The sequence below is a fragment of the Amycolatopsis sp. NPDC059657 genome, from assembly GCF_042734395.1.
Taxonomy (GTDB): domain Bacteria; phylum Actinomycetota; class Actinomycetes; order Mycobacteriales; family Pseudonocardiaceae; genus Amycolatopsis.
Window position 1 is genome coordinate 13,645 of sequence record NZ_JBHWEB010000071.1, and the last position, 23,956, is coordinate 37,600.

Annotated in this window: 15 protein-coding genes; 8 read left to right on the forward strand and 7 right to left on the reverse strand. The window is 61.9% G+C overall.

The features are described 5' to 3' along the window. Positions 1 to 15: 15 nt before the first annotated feature. Genes ACFV15_RS31140 through ACFV15_RS31155 form a run of 4 tightly spaced genes read right to left on the reverse strand, consistent with a single transcriptional unit; the run spans position 16 to position 12,303 of the window. Positions 16 to 1,545, reverse strand: a complete 1,530-nt coding sequence (locus ACFV15_RS31140) for an amino acid adenylation domain-containing protein (protein ID WP_378354733.1) — start codon at positions 1,543 to 1,545, stop codon at positions 16 to 18. Beyond that, positions 1,539 to 6,053, reverse strand: a complete 4,515-nt coding sequence (locus ACFV15_RS31145) for a condensation domain-containing protein (RefSeq protein ID WP_378354735.1) — start codon at positions 6,051 to 6,053, stop codon at positions 1,539 to 1,541. Before ACFV15_RS31145 ends, ACFV15_RS31140 begins: the two co-directional genes overlap by 7 nt. Next, on the reverse strand, positions 6,050 to 6,226 hold the full coding sequence (locus tag ACFV15_RS31150) for an MbtH family NRPS accessory protein (RefSeq protein ID WP_378354736.1): 177 nt from the start codon (positions 6,224 to 6,226) through the stop codon (positions 6,050 to 6,052). Before ACFV15_RS31150 ends, ACFV15_RS31145 begins: the two co-directional genes overlap by 4 nt. Further along, on the reverse strand, positions 6,223 to 12,303 hold the full coding sequence (locus tag ACFV15_RS31155; RefSeq protein WP_378354737.1) for an amino acid adenylation domain-containing protein: 6,081 nt from the start codon (positions 12,301 to 12,303) through the stop codon (positions 6,223 to 6,225). Before ACFV15_RS31155 ends, ACFV15_RS31150 begins: the two co-directional genes overlap by 4 nt. A gap of 428 nt (positions 12,304 to 12,731) precedes the next feature. Here ACFV15_RS31155 and ACFV15_RS31160 point away from each other — a divergent pair, with 428 nt between their 5' ends. After that, complete coding sequence (locus tag ACFV15_RS31160) at positions 12,732 to 14,144, forward strand: amidase (RefSeq protein WP_378354738.1); 1,413 nt, start codon at positions 12,732 to 12,734, stop codon at positions 14,142 to 14,144. Between the two features lie 4 nt (positions 14,145 to 14,148). Here the strand turns inward: ACFV15_RS31160 and ACFV15_RS31165 are convergent, their stop codons facing one another. From ACFV15_RS31165 to ACFV15_RS31175, 3 genes are all read right to left on the reverse strand, one after another. Then, positions 14,149 to 15,360 carry a pyridoxal phosphate-dependent aminotransferase gene (locus tag ACFV15_RS31165; RefSeq protein WP_378354739.1) on the reverse strand — a complete coding sequence of 404 codons (1,212 nt, stop codon included), beginning with the start codon at positions 15,358 to 15,360 and terminating at the stop codon, positions 14,149 to 14,151. A 387-nt stretch (positions 15,361 to 15,747) separates the two neighbouring features. After that, positions 15,748 to 16,479 (reverse strand): 5-formyltetrahydrofolate cyclo-ligase, encoded by a 732-nt coding sequence (locus ACFV15_RS31170; protein ID WP_378354740.1) that lies wholly within the window; start codon positions 16,477 to 16,479, stop codon positions 15,748 to 15,750. Between the two features lie 10 nt (positions 16,480 to 16,489). Continuing rightward, entirely contained in the window at positions 16,490 to 17,650 is a 1,161-nt protein-coding gene (locus tag ACFV15_RS31175; protein WP_378354741.1) for a helix-turn-helix domain-containing protein, read from the reverse strand. A gap of 944 nt (positions 17,651 to 18,594) precedes the next feature. Between ACFV15_RS31175 and queC the strand changes: the two genes are divergently transcribed. The 7 genes from queC to ACFV15_RS31210 all read left to right on the forward strand — a co-directional run bounded on the left by queC (position 18,595) and on the right by ACFV15_RS31210 (position 23,812). Then, positions 18,595 to 19,311, forward strand: coding sequence for a 7-cyano-7-deazaguanine synthase QueC (queC, locus tag ACFV15_RS31180; protein WP_378354742.1), 717 nt, complete (start codon positions 18,595 to 18,597; stop codon positions 19,309 to 19,311). A 197-nt stretch (positions 19,312 to 19,508) separates the two neighbouring features. Continuing rightward, positions 19,509 to 20,288, forward strand: coding sequence for a reverse transcriptase domain-containing protein (locus ACFV15_RS31185; RefSeq protein ID WP_378354743.1), 780 nt, complete (start codon positions 19,509 to 19,511; stop codon positions 20,286 to 20,288). A 75-nt stretch (positions 20,289 to 20,363) separates the two neighbouring features. Continuing rightward, positions 20,364 to 20,846, forward strand: coding sequence for a formylglycine-generating enzyme family protein (locus ACFV15_RS31190; RefSeq protein ID WP_378354744.1), 483 nt, complete (start codon positions 20,364 to 20,366; stop codon positions 20,844 to 20,846). Beyond that, a complete protein-coding gene (locus tag ACFV15_RS31195) occupies positions 20,843 to 21,310 on the forward strand; it encodes a DUF6884 domain-containing protein (RefSeq protein ID WP_378354745.1) in 468 nt (155 codons plus the stop codon). The genes ACFV15_RS31190 and ACFV15_RS31195 overlap by 4 nt, the downstream gene beginning before the upstream one ends. After that, positions 21,307 to 22,344, forward strand: a complete 1,038-nt coding sequence (locus ACFV15_RS31200; RefSeq protein WP_378354747.1) for a glycosyltransferase family 2 protein — start codon at positions 21,307 to 21,309, stop codon at positions 22,342 to 22,344. Before ACFV15_RS31195 ends, ACFV15_RS31200 begins: the two co-directional genes overlap by 4 nt. Next, positions 22,341 to 23,318 carry a radical SAM protein gene (locus tag ACFV15_RS31205; RefSeq protein WP_378354748.1) on the forward strand — a complete coding sequence of 326 codons (978 nt, stop codon included), beginning with the start codon at positions 22,341 to 22,343 and terminating at the stop codon, positions 23,316 to 23,318. The genes ACFV15_RS31200 and ACFV15_RS31205 overlap by 4 nt, the downstream gene beginning before the upstream one ends. Then, on the forward strand, positions 23,315 to 23,812 hold the full coding sequence (locus ACFV15_RS31210; RefSeq protein WP_378354749.1) for a helix-turn-helix domain-containing protein: 498 nt from the start codon (positions 23,315 to 23,317) through the stop codon (positions 23,810 to 23,812). Before ACFV15_RS31205 ends, ACFV15_RS31210 begins: the two co-directional genes overlap by 4 nt. The last annotated feature ends 144 nt before the right edge of the window (positions 23,813 to 23,956 follow it).

The window sequence follows — 23,956 nt, forward strand, 5'->3', positions numbered from 1 at the left end:
TGCCTCTCGTGATCGTCAGCGCACTGCGGGGTTCGGCGGCGGCAGCAACTTGCGATTGATCTTCCCGTTGCTTTTGAGGGGCAAACCTGGCAGTTCGACAAACCATGTCGGATTCATGTACGGCGGCAGCACACGGCGAATGTGGTCACGCACGGCGCTCACCGAACCCGTCGCCGAGGCGAATACCAGGTAGCCGGTCAGCCACTTTTCGCCAGTCGGGTCGGTATGCGTTATGCAGCAAGCCTGCTGCACACCGGGGGCATTGAGCAGCGCCGCCTCCACTGCGTCCAGTTCAACCCGGAACCCACGGATCTTTACTTGACTGTCGTAGCGACCGAGGAAATCGAGTGCCCCATCCTGACGCCTGCGCACGTTGTCTCCCGTGCGGTAGACCCGGGCACCGGTGTCGGGCGCCAGCGGATCCGGAAGAAAACGCTCGATGGTGAGCTCATGGTCGGTATACCCGCGAGCGAGACCGGCGCCACCGATGAACAGCTCCCCCTCTGCCCCGTCTGGAACAGGCTGCAAGTTGCCGTCTAGCACATGGACGTATACACCTGAAATCGCACGCCCGATCGGAATCGGCCCCTCGGTGTCCGCCACAGTGATTTCCTGGTGGACAGTGGTGAAAGTAGTCGCTTCGGTCGGGCCATAGCAGTTGGAGACCACGGTGCCGGGCAGACGGCGCAACACCGTGCGGACATGTGATGGAGACAGGACATCTCCACCGGTCATCAGCCTGCTCACCCCTGCGAGCCCATCGACGGCGGCGTCCACGACGACGTTGAACAGCCCCTTGGTCAGGTGCAGCACACTGATCCGATGACGCGCAACTAGGTCGGTGATTCGGTACGGGTCGAGCAGGCCGGGTGGTGGCACCACGAGAGTGCCGCCGTTTCCAAGGCAACCCCAGATCTCGAATGTCGCTGCGTCGAACGTGGGCGGTGCGATCGCGCAGTAGGTGTGGCCAGCACCCGCGGGCGCGAAGCTCCCACGGATCAGGTTGAGGATCGAACGATGTTCAATCCTCACCCCCTTCGGCTGCCCGGTCGATCCCGAGGTGTACATGACATACGCGAGGTCATCGCCATGCACTCGGGGTGCGACCGCGTCACCGTGCGCTTCGAAACGATCTTCCAGTGGCAGCACTTCGGCACCCGAATCACTAAGCAATTCAGCATCGATCCTGCTCGCGAAAATCGCCTTGCAGCCGCTGTCGGCGATCACGTGGGCACGATGTGCGGCCGGATCATCTGGACTCAACGGCACATATGCTGCACCCGCCTGCATGATCGCCAGCAGGCCGATGATCAGCTCCGGGCTCATCTTCCCGCACAGGCCGACCTGATCTCCCCTGCTAACACCCTGACGCGCAAGTGAACCCGCCAAAGACTCCGCTCTCGCCACGAGCGCACCGTAGGTCAGCGATCCAGCATCCCACACCAACGCAGTACGACGCGGTGCCTCAGCGGCCTGTAAAGCCACGAGATCATGAACGGTAGTCGCACTTGCCACGTTTGCGCCGAAGCTTGTTCTGGCTACCATGGGGTACCCTCCGGATCATCAGCAAGACGGCACAACGTGGCGGTGTACTGCGCCGCGATGTCGTCGATATGGACCACGTCGTTCGCCCCCAACTGAAGCGCCAACACGATGCCACGATCAATCGGGTCGTCACGGAAGTGCGCTACCAACGGATACGGAAACAAGTCGAGGCCGGCGTGGAAACGCACGTTGGCACGTTCCTTGTCGGTCGAAGCACGGTGGAAATGGACATAGTTGAACAGAGCCGCGAATGGGTCACTGAGTCCCAAAGCCTGCTGCACATCGGGAAATTGGCATTGCAGGTGCGGGAACATCGCCGCCTCGCCGACTTGCGCCGCGCGCACGAGTTCCCTCCAACTGCGCTGTGTGCCGCTCAGGACGAGCGGCACTACGTTGAGGAAGTTGCCCACAGCATCGTCCAGTACCTCCTCGGTACGACTGTGCAGGAGCAGGCCCGTCGTCACGCGCTTGGCGCCAGTAAGCCGCCGCGCAGCGAGTGGTGCTGCAGCAACAACGCTGACGTGCGCGGCCAACAACAGCAGGCGCAGCGAGACATTCAGCTGCTTTGCCCTGTCCCGAAGACGCACAACGAGATCGTCAGGCAACGAGTACTCGAGTGTTCCTGGCTGGCCTGCTCTGCCGACCCAGAGTCGTTGCGACGTCGCGCCTTGCAATTCAGCGCGCCAGAACCGTAGCGATTCACCGATAGTATTTTCTGGAGCTACGCGGCGGACGAACTCAGGAAAAGTGGGGTCCTCTACGGGGTCGGCCGCAATGGCGCCGCCTAGCAGTTCGCGATACCGGTTGAAAATCTGCGCCACAAGTGAGGCAAGCGACATCCCATCTATGATTGCATGGTGAATCACTATACCGAGCCTGATCTCGCCGTCAGGCAACAGGGTCAGACTCCATCGCACGGATCCTGGCTCACCTATTTCGAAACCGGTGACCCGCTCCGCCAGCCACCAGGTCTCATAGTGCTGCATCGCTTGTGTCTTAGGCAACGCCGAGAGATCTACCGCATTGAACTTGGGTGGCGCCGTCTCGTGCACTCGCTGTGTCCATCCGCCTAGTTCGTCGCGGTGAAACGACGTACGTAGCGCCGGATGGCGAGCGACGACCTCTGCGAGCGCTCTTTGTAGAGCCTCTGCATTATAGGACAGTTGAGCCCCGTAGCTCGAAGATACCAAGAAGACGCCGCCGTCGGCATTAGCAGCCGCCTGTTCCAGCATGTACCGCTGGGTACCGGTCGGATACGACAACTGGCCTTGCAGAGCACACCGTGTGTTGTTCTCGGCCGGGCCGGGAACAATGGCCATTGCGGCGGCAAGGTCCGCGAGTTTCGGCGCGCTGTACAATACTTGAAGAGAAATAGGATACCCCGCCGCGGTGAGCCGATTCTTAACCTTGAGCAAGCTGATGGAATCGCCACCCAGCGAAAAGAAGTCGTCATCGGCATCGACATCGTCGGCACCGAGGACGTCGCCCCACACGCGCGCCACCACGTCCACCGGATCTTCGCCTGTCATTTGCGTAGACGCGAGGAGCTCATCCACGCGATTATTGAGACGGTCGGGCAGACTCTCCACTACGGACACTAGGTTCGCAGCAAAATTTTCCGCGATGCGTTCGTCATAGAGATCGCGGGCGAACTCGACAACTCCCCGCAAGGTGCCGTTCTCCACTCGCACCCGAACGCCGAGGTCGAACTGCGCAGCTGCAGTATCTACGTCGAGCCAGCGCAGGGAGAGGTCGTGCATCTCGTGCGCGGGCGGGAGCATCTCATGCAGCGAGACCAGGACCTGGAACAGGGGGTTGGCACCGGGCGATCGGCTGCCTGGTGACGTACTGACAATTCTGTCGAACCCGGCGTGTGCGTGAGCAAGCGCGCCGACTACAGACGAGCTGATCTCGTCGAGCAAGTCCTCAACCCGGTGCTCCGGCTTCACGTCTACGGGAAACGGCACGGTATCGACCATTAGACCGATCAGCGATTCGAATGCGGGTTCGGGGCGATCAGCGACCGGTGTACCAAGCGCGAAGCGGCGAATTCCCGTCTGGTCCGCAAGCACGATCGCCACAGCTGAAGAGAGAACCGAGAAGAGCGTGGTGCCCTGCCCGTCGGCGAGTTGGCGCAACCGCTCCAGGTGTCGGCTACCAAGTTCGAAGGCCACATTGCCACCTTCAAATGACGGCACTGCAGGACGGGGGCGCCTACCTGGCAGTGCAAGGTCAACCGGGACATCCCGCAATGCGTGACTCCAGAAAGCGCCGACGTCCTCGGGTAAAGCAGCCGCCCGGTCCCATTGATACTGCGCGTAGTCCACGTAACGACAATCGAGTTCCGGCAACGTGGCCTCGCGTCCGCGGGCGAGCGCGTCATAATGCTCGACCAGCTCGTCGAGCATTACCTTTAGTGACCACTCGTCAGATACCAGGTGGTGCATACACAACTGCACTACGGTGAGTCTCGGCTCAAGCGGATAACATACAACCCGTAACAGAGGGCCGCCACGCAGATCGAACGGCCTTCGAGCCTCTTCGGTCAGTGCCTTTGGAAGCGCCGTCAGGCCATGAATGTCGCGCGTTTCCCATGGCACTGTCAGGTCAGCACGCACTACTGCGTGCGGGATACCATCGATGGTGGTGAAGGTAGTGCGTAAAGCGTCGTGTCTGCGGGTCAGGGCCGCGATCGCGTCACGCAGGATCACGTCATCAAGCGGCCCGCTGATCTCGACGGCGACCGATGCGGAATAGGCCTTGCTGGCCGGGAACAACTCATCGAGAAACCACAAGCGCTGTTGAGCAGGAGAAACCCGATACACCTCCGAGGAACCATCCGGCTCTGTGTGCACAGGAGTCGCCTCAGCCCTCGCGACAGACAACGGCTCTGTGTCTGCGAGCTCCGCGATCCGCTTCGCGCAGTCGGCCAGGCGCGACGCTTGGAAGACGTCCTCGATGGGCAACGGGACGCCCAGGTCTTCACGCACCTTCGATATAACCCGCATGGCTAACAACGACTGTCCACCGAGTGCGAAAAAGTCTGCGTCCGGCGAGGTGACTGGTACGCCGAGCAACTCGCTCCACACCGTGGCGAGCCGTCGTTCGATATCCGAGTCGAACTGATCTCGTGCCGCGACTACCGTATTAGAAACTGCCCCCGCCGCCGCGACTGGCGTCGATGTGCTCGACAGCGGCTGTGCCGTGATGCCGGGCACATCACGCAACGTCGCGCCGACCGGTTCAGCAAGGATCCATCCGAGCAACTGTTCGTAGTCGACAAGGACATCGCCGGCGACCTGCGGCGGCACATGTGCGGCGTCGTAGGAGAGGTAGGTCAAGCCGTCATCGCCGATGCGACCACCCGGCAGGATCATCATGCACAGCGGAACGTCGGTGATCTCGACAAAGTCGAGATCGAAAATGCGCCATTGATCGTGTTGCTCGAGCATCGCCCGATCGAACGGAAAGTTCTGCATGACGAACAGCGATTCGAAGAACGGTTGGTCGGCCGGACGGCCGCACCAGTCGTGCACATCGATCAGCGCTGCCCGGTCGTGCTCCGCGCATGCAGACATCGTGTCGTGGCAATGCTGGACGAACTGCGCGAGTTCCCTATCTGGTTCTATCCTCGTGCGGACCGGAAGTGTGTTGAGCAGCAAGCCGACCGCCTGGTCAGCACCAGGGAACGCAGACCCGCGTCCCGAAGTCACAACACCGGTCACCAGGTCTCCGACTTGGCTGTATCCGGCAAGTTGCAGCTGCCATGCAGCGAAGTAGACAGCCGCTGCGGTGACCTTGTGCCGCCCTGCGAACTTGCGGACCATATCGGTTGTGCGGCCTGATAGTATGCGTGTGGACCGCTCGTAGCTGTGCTCGTCATGAGCTCCCTGGAGCCTGATAGCCGCGGCAGCGCCGAAACCCGCGAGATGGTCAGTCCAGAACACACGCGCCGCAGACGAGTCCATGTTCAGCAGATGTTCCACGACCGCACGCTGATGGGGACGCGGTGCCAACGACGGAGTCACGCCACGTGCCAGAGCACTGTAGGTGGTGAAAAACTCCTGCAGCAGGATAGTCGCTGACCAGCCGTCCAAGATCACGTGGTGTGTGGTCCACACCAGGAACCAGCGGCTAGGTCCCTCCGGCAGGATAGTGAGCCGGAACAGCGGCGCCCGATCAAGTGCGAAGCCCTCTTCCGCGTCACGACGCATTACCTCGGCCCGGTTGTGCCCCTCGTCTAGGAGGCGCACAATCGGCCGCACGGTGCGCCGGACGACCTGCACTGGGCGTTCCAGGCCACTCCAATGCACGCTTGTACGCAGCGCTGCGTGGTGATCGATCAGCAACTGCCATGCTTCGCGCACGAGGGCGACGTCCAGATCGCCTTCGATCGCGGAAGTGCGCTGCTCGACGTATACGCCCGCACGGGGACTCCGCAAGGTGCGGACAAGCATACCGAGTTGTCCCGGCAGCAAGGGGTAGATGTCCTCAACATCGGCGCTCAATTCGCCATCTCCTGGCACGGTCGCAGGTCAGTCCACACTCGATTAATCTCCTCGAGACAATCGGTGCGTGGACCTTCGAACCCGATTTCGGTCCATCCTTCGGGCGTTCGCTGCCAGGCAGACAGAAGCGAGTGCTGGCCGAAGTTGTTACGTACTACGCGATACTGACTCACAGATCATCACTCGAATCCGGCTCGTCGGTCCTCAGTTGGCGCAGCAGAGTGTCCAGTTCGTACTGTTTGAGCTTGGCTAGCGGGAAATCAGCCGCTTGGGCGGCCACTGGTTCCCCCAGTTCCGCACACCACTTCGGCAGGTGTGCAGCGAGCTCGTCCATGAGCGCGTAGACCGTCTCCTCGCGAAATGACCGCTCGCTGTAATCGATACGTAGCCGAAGACTGCCGTCGACCACTAGCGCGATGATCTCCAGCTCGTGTTTCCTCAGCCGCCCTGGGGCACGCTCATCGCCGTGCCGCAGCTCCACCGCCACAAGCGGATCCGGCAGCACGTTGTCGAACCGCCCAAGGTAGTTCACCAGCACGTCCGGTACCTCCACAGCGGGGTCGAGCCGCTTGTGCAGATATGCACGCACATCCCCCCGTGTTCTACCCAGCGCACTCTTGACTGCTCGAAAACCGTCGAGCGGGTCAACGGCCTTCAGTACCACGGCAACCGGTGCGGCGAGGCAGCCGACTGTATCGGCGAACGCTACATCGGTTCGCCCACCAGTCATCACGTCCACGACCACGGCGTCACGCCCTGCCCTGCGGCGCAACACGTCCCCAACGGAGCCAAGAAGCAGGTGTAGGAGGTTGAGGCGCGAGCTGCGGGCTTGTTCGATTAGCCTAGCTGTGGTCTCGACGTCGATCGCATGCTCGACTGTCCGTTGCTCCGCATACGTATTCTCCCCGCCCGGCATGTCCGGGATCAGCGTACGAGCGCCATGCGCGAGCACCGTTGTCCAATCGGCCTCGTGCGCCTCGTCGGCGCTAACGAGGGCCGACAATGGCGTCCCTGGTTCGAGTTGCGAATGGCCGAACGCGAGCGCGCTCGTGTAGGCCTCGATCAGGTCGGCGAGCAGCACTTGCAGTGACGCCGCGTCAGCAATCGCGTGGTGCGCCACAAGTACCAGACGCGGGTGTTCACCGACGTGCTGGCCGATACGGATGACACGACCTGCGGTGAGGTCGAGCGATCGGTGTTGCCGAGCTAGCCAAGAGTCGAAGTCCTGACCGGCGCCGCGTGCCAAAACATCGCCAAGTTCGATAGCACGCACGGTTTGCCACCACGTGCCATCAGCATGAGCGTCGATTGAGGTTCGCAGTGACTCGTGGCGATCCAACACCGCGGCCACGGCTTTGCTCAGCGCTGACTCATCGAGCGGAGTACTCAATGTCAGCACTAGCGAGACGTTGTCCCAGTCCGGTTCTTCGTTCCCAGACAATACGAACATCTGCTCAGGCGTGAGCCGCACCGGTAGCACAGTGGCATGTGCAGAGTGGGTGGCAGCGCCACTACGTTCGACATGTTCAGCGAGCGCACGCACCGTCGGATTGTCGAAAAGGTCCTTTGGACGGATGGCGTGCCCGAGCATGCGAGCCCGAGCACATACCTGGATACTCAGGATCGAGTCGCCACCCAGGTCGAAGAAATCGTCGTGCACGGCGATGCCATCAACATCGAGCACCGACTCCCACACCTGAAGCAGGTCCCGTTCCATAGAACTTGTCACACCAACGGCCGAGCGGTCAGCACGCACGGCGACGCGCGTGCCCGCCTCGATCGTCTCCGCCGTGCCGATTTCGCCGGCCGCAACTCCGGTCCACGCCGCAAGCAGCGCATGCGGGACTTCTACCATCGTCCTCAGCGCGTCGACCATGTCACGTGCGAAACCGAGTGCCTGATCCTCGTCTAGTTCCTCAGTGTTGTAGTTCGCGACGATCGCGAGTTCCCCTGTGAGCGGGTGCACGCGGGCATTGACGGTGAGAGGAAAGTGGAACGGATCGGTGAACTGGCCGTCGAGGTAGGCGAGGTCGGATCGACCAGTGATGCGCTGATAGACGTGGAAGTGGATATAGTTGAACGCAGTCTCGAACAGCGGTTTGCCGTGGTGGTGTCGCTGCAGCGCCACAACGGGATAGCGCCGATGTTCGAAGATCTCGGTCTCGCTGTCGAAGACAGCGTGGGCAAGGTCGGTCCATGATCCTTCAACTCGAGCACGGAATGGCACGGTGTTGAGGAATTGGCCGAGCACTCGCTCTGCGTCCATCAGCTCGGGCCTACCGCCACTTACCAAACCAGTAAGTACATCACTAGTACTGCCATGCTTTGCTAGCGTCGCTATGTACGCTGTAAGGATGATCGTCTTAGACGTGACGCCAATTCTGTTAGCGAAGGCCTTCGACGCGTCAAACAACGCTCGCGGCACCTGAACGGGCAAGTCAATGCTGCGGGATATACGTTCGTGGTCTCGCTCACGACGAGGCAACCGCAGGAACACAGCGTCCTTGAGATGCTCAATCCAAAAGAGTTCGGCATCGGAGCTACCGAGAGCTGCCTGCTCTTCGGCGATGAAGTCGCGGTAGCGAGCGCGAGGATCACCGGTTACTAAAAGTTTGCCCGACAACCGAGCCAAGTAGGTGTCGAAAAGCTCGGTCAAAAAAGTCGCCGCACTCCAACCGTCAAAAATCGAGTCGTGGAAAGACACAACGAGATCAATGACGTCGTCGGAGCGGCGAAGCACAAGGATGCGCAATAGCGGAGGAGCAGTGAGGTCAAATGGCTTCACTTGTTCAGAGTCGAACACCGCCTGCGCCCGAACCCGCTGCTCATCTTCATGCAGGGCACGCAGATCCTGCACCGGTACCCGCAGTGAAGCTGCCCGCTGGACGATTTGGAACGCACCATCGACACCGCCTACCTCAAAGCGGGTGCGCAAGATGTCGTGTCGCCGTATCAACGCGTCGACACTCTCCTGAAATAGCTCACGCTCGAATACGACCCGCAGTTGCAAGCTGAACGTCACCTGGTACACGGCGACGTCTGCGGCGTACTCTGAGTGGAAGATCATGCCAGCCTGCAGCGCGGAAAGCGGATAGGCGTCGGCTACATCGTCAGGCAGCAAGGCCGGTCGAGCCAACTCGACCGGCTTGGGCAACACCACACCGGTCAGCGACCGAATTTTCGTCGCCATCGTCGATAGCTGCTGCGCCTTGAACATGTCCTGCACATCAATGTCGTAGCCACGCTCGCGTAACAGAGCACGAACCCTGATGGACTGCAACGAGTCCCCACCATGCTCGAAGAAGTTATCGTCGGAACCGAACAAGGTCGGGTCCGCTTGCAGGACCTCGGCCCACACCTCGCGCAGCACCAGTGCGCCTTCACTCAGAACAGTGGTCGATCGGCGCCTTTGCCGGCGTAGCTCAGGCAAGGGCAGCGCCTTACGATCCAGCTTTCCATTGCTACTCAGAGGCATTTCAGGCAGTCGAATCAGATACGATGGAACCATGTACTCGGGCAGCCGCTCAGTCAAATCGCCACGCAACTGATCGATATCGAGCTCCTGGGCGGCAACGAAGTAGCCGGCGAGTTTGGGGCTCGGGCCGACGTCGGCGCGAAGCACGACCGCGGCCTCGGTCACAGCGGCGTGTTCCAGCAGCGACGCCTCAATTTCGCCAAGCTCTATGCGCAAGCCACGAAGCTTGACCTGATGATCCAACCTGCCGAGGAACTCAAGGTACCCGTCAGGGTGCCAGCGGGCGAGGTCGCCAGTGCGATACAAGCGGCCATCGGCGGTGCTCGCGAAGGGGTCGGGTACGAATCGTTCGGCGGTCAGGTCAGGTCGCCCGAGATAGCCGCGCGCCAGGCCGACTCCACCCAGGTACAGCTCACCTGGCGTGCCTATGGGTGCGAGTTCGCCAGCCCTGTCGAGTACATACGCCTTAATGTTCGCAATGGGCCTGCCGATAGGTGTCACCGGGGCCGCGTCGTCCTCGCGACATGTCCAGTGCGTCACGTCGACGGATGCCTCAGTAGGCCCATACAGATTGTGCACATCGGCATTGTGTGCTGCGCGAAAACTCGCAACCAGTGCCGAGGGCAACGCCTCACCACTGCAAATCACCCGCCGCAATGAAGTGCACTGGGGCAATGTCGGCTCGTCAACGAAGGCAGCGAGCATCGACGGAACGAAGTGTACAGTCGTGACAGATTGCGCGCGGATAATCTCACTCAGATATTCAGGGTCCTTGTGCCCGTCCGGCTTAGCCATCACCAACGTCGCGCCGTACATCAACGGCCAGAAGAACTCCCAAACAGAGACATCGAAGGTGTACGGCGTCTTTTGCAGCACCACGTCGTCGTCGCCGAGCCCGTAGCGGTCCTGCATCCAGAGGAGCCGGTTGACGATGCCCCGGTGTGGCACAGCTACGCCTTTAGGACGGCCCGTTGAGCCGGACGTGTAAATGACGTACGCGAGATCCATTTCGCTGGAGGCGAGGTCAGGGCCAGCCACAATGTCGCCTCTGGCAGATCCGGAGCCGTTGAGCGGAAGCACCCTTACCTCGGGTGCCGCCGCAGACAATTTGGCTGCCTGGTCAGCGTCAGCTAGTAGCACTCGGGGTTTTGCTTCCTCGACGATCGCAGCGAGCCGACGAACAGGATGTTCGACATCCAGTGGAAGGTAGGCTCCGTTAGCGACGAGAATACCCAATAGGGCCACGACAAGTTGTGTCGAACGTTGCGCGCAGACACCGACGATGATGTCTGGGCCAACACCGTACAAGTTGAGTTCACGAGCCAGCGAGCTCGCCTGCTCAATCAGCTCGGAGTAAGTGAGCTCCCCAGCGTCGTCACGCAGTGCGATAGCGCCCGGATTACGACGTGCCTGCTCGATCACGAGGTCCGGCAGCCGTCGCACGCCGGGTTCCTCGCCGACTACGTCGGCGTATTCGAACAACCTGGCGCGCTCAACTGCCGGGACGATACCGAGCTGGCACACCGGTACGTCCGGCTCAGCCAGAACCGATTCGATGAGTACTTGCAGCCGGCGTCCAATCGCCTCAGCCCAGTCCTCGTCAAAGCGAGAAGTACGGTACTCGAACCATCCGCGCAGACCGTTGCCGCGCACCGTCTCCAGATGCAGTGCAAGGTCGTACTGCGCGGCGCCGGTGTCGATCTGACCCAGCAGTTCAGTCTCAATCCCGTCCATTTTCGGAGTTGGCATCGCCGTGCCAAGCAGGTTCAGCATCACCTGGCACAGTGGCTGTTGTCCGGCGACACGTTCTACTCCGGCGAACTCCAGGATACGGTCGAAAGGCACATGCTGATGGCGCTTGACCTTCTCGACAGCCTGATGGACGTCGGCAAAGTGCTCTCGGAACGTTGTTGTCTCCGCAAACGCGGCACGCAGCGGTACCGTGTTCGCTAGCATGCCTACAAGTTGTCGTGTCTCACTTTCCCCTCGATTGGCCATCGGTGTCGCTATCACTACATCGTCTTGCGCGGCTAGTCGCGCAACTAACAATTGAGTTGCTGCAACAAGGAAGCTGAAGGTACTACCTCCAACCAGGCTTACAAGCGCTTTCACTTTGCCGAACGTTTGCTCGGACAAGGTGAACGGAACGCGTGCCCCCTCGTCCGACCGGTCATGCAACGGCACCGTGCTGCCGGGGATACGCGACTCCAGTGGCACACCGTGCATGTACGCGCGCCAAAAGTCCGCGGATTCAGTATTCTGCGCTTCAGACAGCCTTTCTTGCTCCCAGATAGCGTAGTCCCGCAGCCCAAGAGGGGACGCCGACTCACCCATCGGGCCGTTCCGATAGGCCTTTTCAAGGCCTCTGATGAAGAGCCGGGAGGACCAGCCATCCGCCACCAGGTGATGCAAGGTGACCGAGAGAACGTGGTGATCTGACGCGACTCGTAGCAACGTCGGACGGACGACCTGCTGGGTTATGTCGATTGGCGTGGCAGCGAGGTCGCGCAACGCGCGATCCAGCGCACACGTATCAGCAGGGTCCAACTCGACTACCGGCAAGTCCACAGGCACACTTGGGCGAATCTCCTGGTATGGAATTCCCGCGTTCGCACCGAAGACTGTTCGCAGCGCCTCGTTTCGTGCAATGACATCGTCAAGCGCTTCGCTCAACCGCCGAACGTCAAGATGCCCCCGCATACGCAGCGCGACGGACAAGTTGTACGCAGCCGAGTTTGGATTGAGCTGGGACATAAACCACAGCCGCTGCTGCACCCCCGACAGTGGACCAGCCGCATCCTGCCAGATCCGAGCGGTCAAACCCCGACCCAGCCCGCTTACTTGGTAATCACTCATCGCAACTCCCCCACGAGCAAGAAACGTTCACATACAGGAACGGCAGACCTGCGGCCAGAACACCAGAGAAACTGGCAACACGGAGGCGCGACCTCGCAACAGGAAGCACAAACCCCAGCCCTCGCATCGCGGAACTTCAGCGTTCAGCGACACTCCCAAATGAGAGGCTACGTATATACCCTGCGCATTTCAACCTAGATGTTTTGTGATCGACATCACCGAGACGTGCCCCTTCCGCATTTTTCGGAAAGTCGCATAAGCGCTTGACACCGAACTGGCCTGACCGCTAGAAAGCTAGCGTCGCGCGAACTATACACAGTTTAAGAACTGTAAAATGGAGTAGGTAGATGCCCGAATTGCATGACTTGACCGCCACAGAGCAAGCTACTGCAATTAGGCGACGAGAGGTCAGCCCCCGGGAACTCACTGCACATTATCTCGACCGCATCGACAAGATCAATCCTCTGGTCGGGGCATTTTCAGCGGTAGCCCCAGAAGCGGCAACCGAGGCCGCGAAGGTTGCAGAGCGCGCAATCCTTTCCGGCGAGACCCTGTCTCCGCTGCATGGCGTATGCACAGCTATCAAGGATCTCAACTTCACGGCAGGCATCCCAGCGCGTTTCGGCTCAGCCGCGATACCACATTTCATTCCGGAGCACGACGACAATGTGACAAGCCTTGTACGTGCTGCGGGGATGGTCATCCTCGGCAAGACAAGCACGGCTGAGTTCGGCGCAGCTTGCTACACCGAGACTGCGGTCGCACCTCCCGCACGCACACCGTGGGACACCAACAAGTCCGCAGGTGGGTCAAGCGGGGGCGCTGGGGCGGCCGTAGCTGCCGGCCTGGTCTCACTTGCGCAAGGCAGTGACAGCGCAGGGTCGATCCGAATCCCTGCCAGCGTGTGCGGAGTGGTCGGCCTTAAACCTTCTCGCGGTCGGGTGAGTTCAGGCCCGTTCAGCGGCGAGATCATCGGCTTGTACGCCAATGGCGTACTAGCTCGTACCGCGCTTGACACGGCGGCGATGCTTGACGCGCTCGCGGTGCCGATGACCGGTGATCCGTTCTCACTTCCGGCACCGGAAATCAGCTTTGTGGACCAGGCGGCGAAGGCGGAACGCCCGCTCCGTATCGCCAGATTCAGCCAACCTGCCAAGGAGGGCGCACCTGTTGCTCCGGAGTGCCTCGATGCGCTAGAGATCGCGTCTGCAGCACTGGAGTCGCTTGGACATCACGTGGAGGAGGTGGAGTGTCCCTTCCCGCCGGAGATCGAACCGATCTTCCGTACCCTGTTCGCCGTCACCGTCGCCACGGTGCCACTCGATTCCGCACAAGAACAGCTGCTTCAACCGCTCACAAAGTGGCTCCGCGCCCAAGGTGAGCTCGTGTCTGCGACCCAGCTCACCCGCACCATCAGCGCCGCCCAACAGATGGCACGCCGAGCAGTGGGCAGCACCGCAGGGTATGACGTCATACTAAGTCCGACACTCGCTCAACCACCCGCGCCGCTCGGCTTTTTCCGTGACGACGAGAATCCGGAAGCGGAATTGGACCGGCAGGCAGCCTTCAACCCGTTCGCACCGCTGTACAACCTCACTGGTCAGCCCGCTGCGACGGTTCCGGTTCATTGGTCTACGGACGGCTTGCCTATCGGGGTGATGCTCGCGGGCCGAGCCAGGCAGGAGGGGATAGTGCTGGGATTGATCCACCAGCTGGAGCAACATCTGAAGTGGACGGAGCTCCGCCCACCGACCTGGTGAGCTCCTACTGCTGGTAGCGGGCGAGAAAGTCACCGATCTGCTCGACGGCGGCTGCCAGTTGCTCGACCGCCGGCAGTGAAACGATACGGAAGTGGTCCGGGCGCGGCCAATTGAACGCGGTTCCCTGCACGACGAGAATCTTGTACTGCAGCAGGAGGTCCTGCACCAGTCGCTCATCGTCACGGATGTCGTATACCTCAGGGTCGAGGCGGGGGAAGAGGTAGAGCGCTCCGCCTGGCTTCACGCAGTCGACGCCGGGAATCGCGTTCAACAACGTCCACGCGCTGTCACGCTGAGCCAGCAGGCGGCCGCCAGGCAGAACGAGATCATCAATGCTCTGGTAACCGTCTAGCGCGACCTTCACAGCGAACTGCGACGGCACATTCGGGCACAGCCGCATGTTCGCCAGGATCTCCAAGCCCTCCAGATAACTGCTCGCGTGTTCACGTGGACCTGACACACAGATCCAGCCGGTGCGGAAGCCCGCGACGCGGTAAGACTTGGAAAGCCCGTTGAAAGTCAGGCAGAGTACGTCTGGAGCAAGAGACCCAGTAGAAACGTGCTCAGCGTCGTCGTAAACGATCTTGTCGTAAATCTCGTCGGAAAAGAGCACCAAGTTGTGACGCCTGGCGAGTTCCGTCATAGTCTCCAGCACCTCAGTGGAGTACACCGCGCCGGTAGGGTTGTTCGGGTTGATGACGACGAGCGCCTTCGTGCGCGGAGTGATCCGCGACTCGAGGTACTCGAGATCCGGCTGCCAATCTTGCGATTCGTCGCACAGGTAGTGCACAGGCAAGCCGCCGCACAGCCGCACCGCGGCCGTCCACAAGGGATAATCCGGAGCCGGGATGAGCACCTCATCACCGTCATTGAGAAGCGCTTGCAGTGCCATCGTAATCAGCTCAGAGACCCCGTTACCGAGGTAGACCTGCTCAGCGTCAGCGTTCGCGATCCCCTTGCTCTTGGCGTATCGGACGATCGCTTCGCGTGCAGACAACAGCCCCTTCGAGTCGCCGTACCCATGGGATCGCGAAAGGTTCTCGATGACCTCGCGCAGCAACGTCTGCGGCGCTTCAAAGCCGAAGGCGGCAGGGTTGCCAATGTTCAATCGTAGGACATCCTGCCCCTGCTTCTCCAGACGTCGAGCGTCCTCGAACACCGGTCCTCGGATGTCGTAACAGACGTTCGATAGCTTCGCGGACTGGTTGATCTGCATGCCAGAAGGCTAGCGGATCGCAAACAGCGGACCACGGCACAGGCCAGCTCGGCTGATGCCGATGCCATGAGCCGAGTCGACGCTAACCGCAAAACACTGCCCGAAACGTTCACTCACATCGGTCAGAACACTGAGATCGGCGCGCTTGGCGGATAGCGGGATCGAGGTCTACAGCAACCGTGAAACGCCGGCCAGGACTATCGGCTGAGCTTCATCGTCGAGCAATAGTTGGCGTGCCACAGATAGCCAACACGTCGGCTCAATTCGAGGGTGATCGTCGGGACTTGAGCCCGTTCCAGATCGATCAGCGAGCATCTCGCGACCGTCCGGAGGTGGTGCTTCTAGACCAGGCTCGACAGGAAGACACGGCACCGCGACACTGCCGGGCTACATCGCGCGCGGATCACGAACAGCCAAGGCGGGGATCGCAGCGATCTTCGCCGCGCTCAGGTGCTCCCAAATCAACCCTTCCGGACGTCGAGCAGGACCACAAGCGATGACCTCGTCAGGCGTCACGATGTAGTCGACGCTGAAGTCGTGCTCAGTCTCGGGCAGATCGTCCTCCACGACCTGCAAGGAGTGCACGGTGGTGACGATCGTCGTTTGAGGGCCGATGAGACCGGCCTCCTGCAGCAGCGCCACCTCGATGTCGGAGTAGCCGGCACCCTTACCAAGTCGAACGCCCTCACGGTTGACCGCGACGCTGCCACAGACGATCAGGTCGACCTCGGCAAGCTCGTCGACGTCCACGTTACGTGCGACCTCCGCGGCCACCTTGCTTGTCGCGGCCTCTTCGGCCGTGACCTCGAGCCGAGAGGGGTCAAGCAGGAAGAACGGCTTCGGCCTGGCAAGCTTCGGAACCGCCATATAGACGATCTTGCCCTCACGCAGCGCACCAGCCCGGACGGGAAGCTGCGCCTTGTCCGGCACCGCCTTGACCACGCGCGCAGCCTGCCAGACGGGCATCTCTGCCAGCCGGGCAGCCGCGGCCTCGGCGCCGACGAAGTTCGGGATACGGCCGTGCACATCCGCGTCAAGGACGGCCTTGTACTGGTGGAGAAGGTCCCAGATGCGAGTTCTAACGGCGTTCTTCAGGTCATCCACGTTCGAACTCGACACTCGCAGCTCCTCACGCCACAGTCATCAAGGACAGCAACCTGTCATATACATCTTGGACCAGGGGCTCGTCTCGCCACTCACGAAGCGCGCGGCCGGCGTCGAAGATGACGTTCAAGCCGCCACCGCCGCGTGTTGCCTCTACGACGTCGATGGCTTCATTGAGGGTCGCCGTCGCTGCGTCGAGTTGCCTTTGACCTAGGTGAGCGAGGCTCAGGTTGCCAAGCACGATCGCGTGGGACTTGTTCGAGCGGCGCACGGTGGCCCGCGCCGCCTGTTCAAGGATCTGTTGCGCGCGTCGATGGTCACCCAGGAATAGGTAGCAGGAGCCGGCCAGCCTGTTGAACTGCGTCGGCGAGTACAAGTGCTCGGCGCCGTCGCTCGACGCGATCCGGTCGAACCGGGATTCCGCTTGGCTGAGTGCTGCCTCACAAGCCGCGGTGTCACCCAACATCGCGTTCGCCTCGGCTGCGTGGAGCAAAGCGAGGCCTGTGAGCGTGTGACTTGTGCGGTGTGTCGTGTCGGCTGTCAAATTGGTCAACTGCAGACCCGCAAATGGATCCTTTTCCCCGTATAGAGCCAAATAGCTCGTGCGGAGCAGTGCATGTCCTTCCGCCGCGATATCACCGACTTCGCGCGCGGCACGGATCGCCTGGTCGAAGTACCTGCGAGCGTTGACATGATCTCGCCGCTGGGAAGCATCCCAAACCAGCTGGCCCATCAACGTCGCAGCTTCGGCCTCAACACAGCAAAGCTCTCGTCGAGCGCGACCGCCTGGCGCATGATGACTCAGAAACGCGATCTGCCCAAGCACATGACCCGCGTCCGCGATCAGAGCGGTCGAGGGAACTCGGTCGTACTGCTGGTCTAGTGACTGCACACGTTGGCGAAGGTGCGCGACCGTGATGACATCGAGCTGAGCCGGATGCAGCATCGATTGGCTGACCCGGTCGCCGTCGGCAGCCTGAGCCGGGCAGAGCAGGTCGGCGAGCGAATCGAGCGAGACGTCGAGCGCCTTGGCAAGATCGGGCTGATTCCACGGTTGCGGCGTCCCGGTACCTCGCTCCCAGCGTCCCACAGTCGAGACGGCAAGCCCCAGGCGCGCCGCTAACGACTCCTGGGTAAACCCCATCAGAGCACGACGCTTTTCCAGCCGCTCCCTTCGTTCCATCATGCCAGCCCCCTCTTGTCAACCATGTGTGATCCTCGCGCTGTTGTTTGGCCTGGTCAAGGCGCCACAGCATCCGACGTCGAACATGTTCACCCGATCGACGTAGCGTCACAAGCCGGAAGTCTTCGCAGGTCAGCGACTACGACGCCCTATGCGCGCTCTATCTGCGCAGTATCGCCGCTCTGGTCCTTGCCGGTTGCCAAGCGATTAGCTGGACAACGGCTCGACAAAAGAATTCGGGACTCGCTGACCATTGGAGTACGCAATGCTCTCCCAGCGATTCGCGGAGCCATGCGCTTCGCGATGCCCAAAGACTCAGCTCGCTGCGCCTTGTTCGTCCATGCAGCCGGTGTGTCAACGGGAACTACGTAGGAACATCGCAGCCTGCAGGCGCACGCGGCAGCGGGGCGACGTCGCATGATCATCATGATGACGGCCACCGCCGCCGTGGTGTTCGCGGCTTGCCTACTGCGAATGACGGTCCGGCGCAGGCGAAGCACAGATTCCGCACACGCTGGTTCACATCGGCGCATGCCGGATGAAGGACCGTCGGCGACGCTTAGCCACGCGATCGCGACAGCCGGAACCCACGGTCTGGGCCTTCGGCGAGATTGCAAGGGCTCGTGAAACGGCTCGCGGGTTCTGTACCCGCTTCCGCGTTGCTTCGTCGTTTGGGTTGGCACCACTGCAAAGTCGTGTGCCACGACACCCAAGGCAAGCGAACAGCTCTGCATCTGCGGCGACGGACGACTGGGACCCTGGAAGTCGAACTGCCAGGTGGACACTGCGCTCGTCTGACGAATTTCGAAGCTGGGCAGCTTCGAGCGGCCTTGCGCGATGTGCTGGTCGATCAGCACCGAGCTCACCGTGCAGTACCTCGTGGCCACAAGGGTTAATCGCCGACTACGCCATCACCAATTCTCGCATAAAGTCTGGAGGACTGTTCGATGCCTGCCGTCGTTCGCAGCTATGCCAAGCAAAAGAGCCCGCGCACTGCGATCGTGGTCGCCTCCGGAGGCCTCGACTCCACGGTGCTGGCGTACTGGCTGGCAGATCGCGGCACAGAGCTCATGCTGCTGTCGTTCGACTACGGTCAACGACACCGCGTCGAACTCGGCTACGCCACCGAGATAGCCCGCATGATGGGTTGTCCTCATAGGACCGTCGATCTGACGACATTTGGAAGCCTAGTCAAGGGATCTGCCCTCACTGACTCCCAAATTGCCGTACCAGAAGGCCACTACACCGACAGCTCGATGCGGGCGACGATCGTCCCGAACCGCAACGCGATCATGCTCGACATCGCTGTCGCCGTTGCGGTCGCCCGCAAAACGGACGCGGTTGCTTTCGGCGCACACGCTGGTGATCACACAGTATATCCAGACTGCCGACCAGAGTTCGTCGAGAACTTCACGCAGTCGACCCGCACTGCCAACGAGGGGATGCTGGTCGGCGAGTTCGAGGTGCTCGCTCCGTTCATGGATCACAGCAAGACGGAGATCGTCAGGATCGGTACGTCGCTGGGCGTTCCTTTCGCACGGACCTGGTCGTGTTATCGCGGCGAGACGACACATTGCGGTACCTGCGGAACGTGCGTGGAACGTCGGGAAGCATTCAGTCAGAACGGCATCGCCGACCCTACGACGTACGCGGAGGGGTCGTAGCCGTGGACGAGATCGGACAAACTACAACGTCTGGGCGGGGCCGTCGTTCCTGCGGTCACGGCCCGCGCGTGTCGGTTTGCGAGCCGGTCGAACGTGACGAGAGGATCGTTCCTGCCGCCCAGACACCTCGCACGCTAGCGCAATCTCCACGCACTCCGCCACCCCGAACCGAGACAGGTCCGCAGTCGCATTCCTTGATGCCGCTGCTATCCGAGCCGCACCTACGGCTCGCCCTGCGGCAATGCGGTCGACGATCCTCCGTATCTGGCGCCGACGGGATGACGTGGCGCGATCTTCGACGTGACGCGGGCCGGTTACTACCTCGACTTGCACACCAGCTCGCCGACGGCACATGGAATCCCAACGCCACGCGGGAATTCTCGATTGAGACCTACACCGGGAAAAACATACAGACCTTCATCCCGCCCGTCCTGGATCGTGTGGTCCATCGAACTCTCCGCAACGCCATCGAGCCGATACTCGAAGCACGGGAGTTCCAAGATTGGGTTTCCGGGTTCCGTCCCCGCCGCAACCGTGTCACCGCACTCCGTCAGGCGGCTACCTTCCACGACGCGGGTTTCCGGTGGGTCGCAGACGCCGATGTCGCAACGGTTTCCGAGGGAACGCATCTGGACGAGGTCATCGACTGGCACGCGAAGCACATCCACGACGGCTCATTCCTTGGCATCCTGCGGGCTGCCCTGTCAGGCATGCCCCATCCCCTCGGCGCGGGTTCTGGCTTAGCCCCCATGCTGATCAACCTTCGCCTGTCGCAAGTGGACGGACAGCTATCCGGCCTGCGAGTAGTCAGGTTTGCCGATAACTACGCCGCCTTCGCCGACAGCCAAGACGAAGCGCGTGAGGCGTTCGACGCCATCAGCGACGCGCTCTGGAACTTTCGCTTGCGGCCGAACGAGACCAAAAGCCGAATCCGCGCGGGCGCGAACGTCGAAGACCTGTTCCTGATCGGGGGATGAACGATGGCCTTGGTATGGAAAGAAGTTCCTGGCGGAACGTGCCGGTTCGGAGACGATGGGCGATCCGTTCACGTCATGACGCTGTTGTGGACGCAGACACCGGTCGCATACGGCCACGTACCTGGCAACGATGGCATCGGTTCGCGATACCCAGTCACAGGCATCACCCATTCCGATGCGACCGCGCTAGCGGCGCGCCTCGGCGGTCGGCTACCACGTTCCGCGGAGTGGGAGTGGATGGCTGCCGGGCCGCTCCGACGCTGCTGGCCCTGGGGTGACGCGCCGTGGCAGCCGGCATACGCGAACCTGCGCGACTCCGGACACAACACGGTCACGCGGGTCGATACCCATCCGGACGGAGCCACGCCAGAGGGCGTGCTCGACGTGGCCGGCAACGTATGGGAATGGACTGCCAGCACCACCATGGGCGACGGCGTCATCATCCGCGGCGGCTCGTACGCGGCGCCGCCGCTGTACGCGCAGTGCACCTTCCTCAACGCCGCACCGGCTGAACTGAGTTCGCCCGGCATCGGCCTTCGGGTGGTGCGCGAACCATGAAGCTGTTGGAACCGGAACAAGGCCTGATCATCGTGAACTGCTCGCGCGAGAAGCTGGTCACCAATGCCCCCGTCCCCTCGCTGGAGCTCTACCAAGGCGCGTGCGTACCGAATCTGCGCGAACGCTTCCCGGCAAGTACGCCTTATCGGTCCCGTGTCCGAATCCTGTCCGCGGAGCATGGCTTGCTGCTCCCGGACGAACTGATCAGCACCTACGACCGACGATTGGCCACCAAGTCCGAGGCGCTACGGCTGCACCAGCACACCGTGTCAAGGCAGCTGGACTTCGAGTTCGCCAAGTCTCCATCGATGAGGCACCTCCTTGTCGTCGTGGAACCGCTTTACCTCTTGGCTCTGCGACGACTGTTCGACCGCCTCGCCGAGCTTGAGACGGGCTCGATCATTACGAATCCTTGGTCATGGGAAGGCCTGCTCGGCGTTCTTCGTTTGTGGGGCTGGGAATGACGACTTCCCTGCAGGAAGAGCTGTTGCAGCGCAACAATCTCTACACCACGAGCACGCGAAGCTGGGAAGCCATATCCGGCCTCGCATGGCATGACGTCACGCCTGCGCACTCGAGGCTCGCGTCCGCTCGGGCAGTGTCGGTGGTCATCCCGGCGCATCAGGTCGCCTATTGCTTGAAAGCGGTTCTTGACGCTCTCGATGGCCAGTACCACAGGTACGAGTTCGAGGTCATCGTCATCGATGACGCGAGCTGCGACACCACGGCCGCGACCGCCTCCCGCCATCCAGCGGTCAGCCGATTGATCCGGCTGCCACGGCGGATGGGCGCAGCCACCGCGCGGAACCTCGGCACGTTCGTCAGCGAAGGCGAGACCGTGCTCTACCTCGACGCCGACATGGTCTTACCACCACACGTAATCACCGACATCGCCGCACGCGCAACCGACACATCGGTGCTGGTTGGCTTCCGCCACAACCTCCCCCACGAGGTCCACCGGAACACGCTCGACGGCCGCGGCATGCGACCAAACCTCGGCGCCGACCATCGGGTCGTCTGGCGACCTCCAGCGGGAGTCCACCTTCCCTACACCGGACTCACACTCGACACGCCCCTCGACGGACGCCCGCTTGACCACACGAACGACTTCCTCGACCTCGGATACGGTCGGCTCTACTACGACTGGGACCTGCCCCGCATGGTCGTCACCGCGCTGGTCGCGGTGCCGCGCGCCGCGGTGCTGGACGTCGGTGGCTTCGCCGCGGAATTCGGGCGGCTCGGCTGGGGCATGGAAGACACCTACCTCGGCGCCTGCCTGATCGCCGCCGGCCTGCTGGTCATTCCCCTGCGGCAAGCCGTCGGCTTCCACCTTGATCCACGGGACGCTCGGGACCAGTGGCAACGCAAGCTCGCCACCTGGCCCGCCACGCTGGCCCACTACCGGCACCTGATGCAGCAGCCCGCGCCGTCCGGCCGCACCGAGCCGTTCTCGGCCGCCATGACCCGTCTGCTTAATTCCTGCGAGGTTCTTCGATGACGCCTACAAACACCCGCGAGAATGCCGGGACGGCGCGCACCGTTGTCGTCCGCGAGCACGCCGGCCGCCGCATCATTCATGATCCGCTCACCGGCCTCACCCACGCTTGCCGGAGGTACTCGGCGCTCGGCCGGGTCCAGCTCGACGACACCGAGCTTCAATGCCTGCCTGTCGTTCACCCTGGTGACTTCCAGGCCACCGCGCCAATCAGTGTCTGCTGGTCCCCGCTGGTGCGCTGCAACTTGGCCTGCCCGTACTGCCTGGACGACAAGTCCGTGCGAGAACTTCCTCAGGACGAGCGCCTCCACATCGCACGCGTGCTTGCGGAGTCCGAAGTACTCGGTGTGGATATCTCGGGCGGAGAACCTCTACTCCTGCGAGACCTTCCCGATCTCCTCGACGTGCTGGTCGCAAACGGTTGCGCGGTCAGTGTGACCACGAACGGAACGCACCTTGCTCGTCGCGCCCAGACGCTGGCGGGCCGCGTCGACGCCATCCGGGTCAGCCTCGACGGACCGGACTCGAACCTGCATGACCGATGGCGGGGTCGGGGCAGTTTTGACCGGGCTGTCGCCGGGATCCGCGCGTCGGTGGCCTATGGCGTTCCCACCCAGATCCAGACCGTGATCATGCGTTCAACAACCAGAACCAGCCTGCAGGAGACGATCAGGCTAGCCGCTGCGCTTGGCGCGCGTGGGGTCACATTCCTGCAGATGTTGCCGATCGGCGAGGGCAAGTCGCTGGCTGAGGCTGAACAGCTTGAGGACTATGAGGCTCGCGACCTCGTCAGGCACCTGGATACCGCCGGGATGACGGTCCGGCTGCGAACCCGTGAGGCCGCAGGTGGGTTCACCGTGGTCCGGGCGGATGGACAGGTCTGGCGCAACCAGCCGGGCAGCACCGAGATCTCCTCGATCCGGCCCTTGCGAACCGTCCAGGACTTGAACCTGTCCGAACGGGACGGTTCGGCATGAGTTTCGATGATCAGCTGAACTGCGTCCCGAAGATCCTCGGAGAGGAGATACGCGCGGCGCGCAAGGCACGCGGGTGGACTCGGCGGCGTCTACGTGCCGAAATGCGCCAGGACAAGGACCTTTCGTTGCAGACAATGGCCACACATGAGCTTGGCACTCGTCAGATGACCGTGACCCGACTGCTCCAGTACTGCGTCGCGCTGGACCTGCCGGTAGAAGAGCTCCTGGGTCGCGTGACAGCACGTGTGCGATTGCTCCGGACTCGCAACGACAGCCGTGTCATGGTCGACCTCGCGGCGCTTGCCTGTACCGCAGACCCGCGGCTCAGCTCGTTGCTGCGTTGGGCTTCCGTCCGCGCCAAGGAGCTCCCCGCTCGTGCCCAGCCAATCGAAGCACTCGAACCTCATGCAGTCGAAGCGCTGGCCAAAGTCGCAGGCATCACCCCTGGCCAGCTCACCGTCGCCTTGCGCGAACTTGAACCTGCGGCTAGCTGACATCAACGATCGAAGGGATCACTGTCCACTATGTTCAATACATGTCCCCATAATCACCAGCCTGCCGAGTATGAAGCGGCTTGGGCTGCGACGAAGGCTTGCATCAAGAGCTTTGCACACCCTGCGCTGGTCCTGCTCATCTCT